This window comes from Parvibaculum indicum (assembly GCF_011762095.1).
In the GTDB taxonomy this organism is placed as follows: Bacteria; Pseudomonadota; Alphaproteobacteria; order Parvibaculales; family Parvibaculaceae; genus Parvibaculum; species Parvibaculum indicum.
Genome location: NZ_JAASQO010000031.1, coordinates 1 through 4,314 on the forward strand (window position 1 = coordinate 1; position 4,314 = coordinate 4,314).

Genomic DNA, 4,314 nt, shown 5'->3' on the forward strand with positions numbered 1-4,314 from the left:
CGAAAACCCAAAACCCTTCGTCTGGAAGGCTGACCCCGATCAAATCATCGCCGCCAGAAACCGAGGGTTCCAAACGTTGGAATCAATCCACTAGAAAAGCAGGTTCAGAAAGTTCCGGGTCAACTCCTTCGCCGCCTACTGGAAAAAAAGCTTAGAGAACAGGGAATTGAAGAGAAAGCTTTTCTCGACTCATTGACGCAACACATCCTGACGCAGAGCGGTGAGACCTTCTATTGGAACAATGGAGAGGAAGGTCCGATAACGAATCTAAGCATAAAACTTTCCAAACAAGATGCTGACGAACTAGAAAAAGACGTGAAGCTTTTTTTGGATAAATCGCTGCCCAAAGTAATCCGCAAAACGGTCAAAGACGGAGCGAAGCTTGTAGTAAAGAGCCTTGAGGGGCGTTGGCCCGAAGAGCGAATAGACGAACGAAATCAGATGCAGCTCTTTCGCGACCGACTCAATTTGCGTTGGAGCGCTGGACTTGATCCGCTTCGAATGATGCTGATTGCCTCGCGCGAGGTAGGGCAGGAGTTCGCAGATAAGCTGGCGCGTTCAAAGGCTAAAACTGGATTACTCAGGCGGCAAGCCATCACGATGCTGCATATGCGAGCGTGCCAAACGACGCTGGAAATTCTGACTTTGCTTGAAAGCGGATTGCCAGACGGCGCATACGCTCGATGGCGTACGCTTTACGAAATATCAGTTTTTGCTCTGGTCATTGACCGTTTTGGTGACGAGATAGCCGACCGTTACTTGGCCCACGATATTGTCAGCATGCGTGAGGCGCTTGTGAATGAGTTTCGATACCATGACAAAGTCTATGAGCCTGAAAAGCTCGTGGGTGAGCAGAAGGAGTTGGAAGAAGAGTTTCGGAGTGTGCTCGCTGAATTTGGGGAATCCTTTGCAAAGCCATATGGATGGGCGGCGCATAATCTGTGTAAAAATCACCCGCGTTTTCGAGATTTGGAAGAGGCTGTGGATTGGGGAGCGCTCCCGCCAGACTACAAATGGTCTAGCCACAAGATTCATGCCGGAGCCGCAGGCACCATCAGAACACTTGGCTCCATAGGGGGCGAGCAATTTATCCATGCCGGCGCGGTTAATGCGGGATTGGATATTCCTGCTATCAATACAGCCTATTCATTGATGCAAATAACATCGCTTGTTTTTGGAAAGCTGAGCGATTTGGAAGCACAAATAAGAATGCAGAGCTTAGTTGTTTTGCGAGACCGGGTTGTGAATGAATGTCGCAAGGCAGCTCGAAAACTTGAAAGGGATCACCTGGAGTTTTTGAGTGAACAATGAGATGGAATCCAAACCTTACGGCGTGTTGCTATGAGTGGCTGGGGCAGTCCGGTAGCGCGAGTATTCTAAGTGTTCGTTGGTAGCAACGATTGGGCAGAAGCATTCGATTACCGGGCGCGAGTCTGAAAGGGGAGGCCTATCAAAGAAGATCATGCAGGATCGAAGTTCAAGTCCTTTGGGGGATCACGCCATCGCGGCATTCCACAAGATCAGATGAGGTTGCACGAACTCATCGCAAAACTCCCTGAAGCTCACCACGTTGTCGTGGCCGCAGTATTCCGTTTCCTTGGACTTCCTGAGACTCTCGGGAATAACCAGGCAGACACCGATGGAGTCCATGTCCTCGATCGTGCTGCCGGCAATGTTTTCATCAACCGTTGTGAGGAACAGCTGACGCCCGCCTTTCTCGCGTTCGACCTGTTTCCATCTCTCGCGAAGTGTGGTCTTGGCGCTGAGGATCAGGCCCGTCGCTGCATCCTCTGTATTGCTGTCGACGAAGGCGAGCGACGGCAGAACAAAGTCGGGGCGTTTCCTCGAGGCAATGACGACCTGCTTTTCGTGGGGGATCTCTCCGCCGAGAAGCATGGCCTCTATGTGATGCTCATAGGAATAACCCGCCCGCGACTTGCGCTGCTGGCTGGCAGAAAGCATCAGCGCGTCTATTGCCGGGAGTTCGTCGACGAGCCTGCGGATCACCTCTGACGCGGTTATCTTGCGTGGCTTGTCGCCCAGCACCAGCCGTACCAGTTCGACAGCTCTCTCCCTTCTCTGGAATTCCTTGAAGAGCTCCCATTCGATACTGCGACTGATCTCCCGCAGGACGTCGCCCGGGTTTTCAAGGGTGAAGGGATCGAGCTTCTCGAGACCGTTTTTCTCCAGAAAGGCGTTGCGCGCCTTATGCGCCAGTTCTGCGGTCGGCGGCATCGTAGCATTGGTCTTCGCGAATTCCGCGATCCTGCCTTTCTCCCAGGCCGCGATTACCTGTTCGGCAAAGTCCAGAATACGTTCGCGCTCTCTGGCTCGGACCTCGGCAGGATCCAGCACGGCCACCATGAAGGTGGCGTCGATGTCGAACATCTCGGCCAGAAGAATGGCTTCATCGCTGTCGGAGTCGATCGTCAGGCATTCGTATCTGTACCCGTCGTCCTTCGATATGCGTCCCATCACGAGGAACGACGCGGGAAGGAGCTCGGCGAAGGCCTCTTTTGGCAGGCCGGTCATGTGGGTTTCCTGGCCTTTGCTGGTGTAGTGGACCAGTCGGGTCAGCTTCTCCTCATCAGCCAGCTGCGGCCATACGGTCGGAAAATAGACCTCCCGGATCTCGGCGCCTTCTTCTTTCCTCTCCTTCGCTTGCAGGGCAGGAAAGAAGCCGCCGTCTCTCTGCTCGTGCGGGATATAGACGCCGGCCTGATGCTTGTTTTTGTGGCGCGCCCAGTCGCGGTCATTGTTGGAGAGCTTCTTGACGAGGACCTGATCCGCCCGGTCAAACAAACGGGCGAGCAGATCTGCATCCGTTCCCGATTGCCCGAACGCCATCTCTTTCTGTGCAGTCACACTCTCCCCCTGATCTCTCCGATATCCCTGTCGCTGCGCAGCCAGGCTGCAGCGGATGATAGAACCTCATCCGGATCGCGTCTCGTCCGGCCTTTGAGCGCACACTCCCAGATGACCAGCACGCGCCAGCCTTTCTCCCGGAGGGCGGCGAGGTGTTTCTTGTCATTGGCACGGTTGGTCCGGATCTTGGTGCGCCAGAACTCCTCCCGGGACTTCGGCCATTTGAAGAGATGGCAGTCATGGCCGTGCCAGAAGCAGCCATTTACGAACACCACCGCCCGGTAGCGGGGGAGGACCAGATCCGGCTTGCCGGGCAGGTCCTTCACATGAAGCCGGAAGCGGAAGCCGCGGGCATGCAGCCCGCGGCGGATCAGAAGCTCCGGCTTCGTGTTCTTCCCCCTGATGCCGGACATCATCCGGCTGCGGGTTTCCGGTGAGACGGTGTCAGCCAAGTTCGAGGCGCAGCTCTTCCGATGGTTCCGGGGTGAAGGGTTCGGCCGCCTCGAAGAGTTCGCCCGGATCGAGGATCCGCATCACATGCGGCTTCATGTAGCGCGCGATCTCCGCGACCACCGGGACCACCACTGCATTGCCGAACTGCTTGTAGGCGCGGGTGTCGGAGACCGGAATGTCCATCCGGGTCTCCCGGTCGGGATCGAAGCCCATCAGACGGGCGCATTCCCGGGGCGTCAGGCGGCGCGGGTTCTTGCGGGCCTGTGCTATCAGAATCTCGCTGCCGTCCTTGTAGTAGCGGGCCGAGAGGGTGCGGGCCTTGTCTTTCGGGGTGTTGAGCCCGAAGCCGAAGCCGTTGCCGGCCGCGCGGTGCTTGGCGGCATAGCCCTGGAGATAGGTCCAGAGCTTGTCGGAGAGCGTGTAGCGGTCGTCAGCGGCTGTCACGTTGCCAAGGCGCCCGATCTTTTTCGTAGTGGTGTAGTGGCCCTCCGGGTCCTCGTCATAGGAGTGGAGGATCTCTTCAAGCGTCGGGCCCGTCTTGGGATCCCGGAACTCGAGCCGGTCGAAGTCGAAGCCCGTATCCTCGCGGAAGCCCGCAATGAAGATGCGCTCCCGGTGCTGCGGGACATAGCCCTTCGCATCGACGATGCGGCAGCTGATCCTGTAGCCGAGGTCGTTCTCCAGCGCGCCGACGATGGTGCGGAACGTGTCGCCCTTGTTGTGGCTGCGCAGGTTCTTGACGTTCTCGAGCAGGAAGGCTGCCGGGCGATGGTGCTTCAGAATGCGCAGCACGTCGAAGAAGAGCGTGCCCTGCGTCTTGTCCATGAAGCCGTGCTGACGCCCGAGCGAACCGAGCTTGGAGACGCCGGCAATCGAGAAGGGCTGGCAGGGGAAGCCTGCGAGCAGCACGTCGTGCTCCGGGATCTCGTCGGCATTCACCTTCGTGATGTCACCGGCAATGTCGTGATCGTCGGGGAAGTTCGCGCGATAGGTCCG

General features: G+C 57.1%; 4 protein-coding genes. 1 reads left to right on the top strand and 3 read right to left on the bottom strand.

All coding sequences use genetic code 11. The features are described 5' to 3' along the window. The first annotated feature begins 192 nt into the window (after positions 1 to 192). On the top strand, positions 193 to 1,311 hold the full coding sequence (locus FHS78_RS19120) for a DUF5677 domain-containing protein (protein WP_167096101.1): 1,119 nt from the start codon (positions 193 to 195) through the stop codon (positions 1,309 to 1,311). Between the two features lie 183 nt (positions 1,312 to 1,494). On the opposite strand, the gene FHS78_RS19730 is transcribed toward FHS78_RS19120, so the two are convergent. The 3 genes from FHS78_RS19730 to dcm form a co-directional block, all read right to left on the bottom strand. Next, positions 1,495 to 2,865 carry a type II restriction endonuclease gene (locus FHS78_RS19730; RefSeq protein ID WP_167096103.1) on the bottom strand — a complete coding sequence of 457 codons (1,371 nt, stop codon included), beginning with the start codon at positions 2,863 to 2,865 and terminating at the stop codon, positions 1,495 to 1,497. Beyond that, positions 2,862 to 3,317, bottom strand: coding sequence for a very short patch repair endonuclease (locus tag FHS78_RS19130; protein ID WP_167096105.1), 456 nt, complete (start codon positions 3,315 to 3,317; stop codon positions 2,862 to 2,864). The genes FHS78_RS19730 and FHS78_RS19130 overlap by 4 nt, the downstream gene beginning before the upstream one ends. Further along, on the bottom strand, positions 3,310 to 4,314 hold a 1,005-nt coding region (dcm, locus tag FHS78_RS19135), incomplete at its 5' end, for a DNA (cytosine-5-)-methyltransferase (protein WP_167096107.1). The genes dcm and FHS78_RS19130, both read right to left, overlap by 8 nt.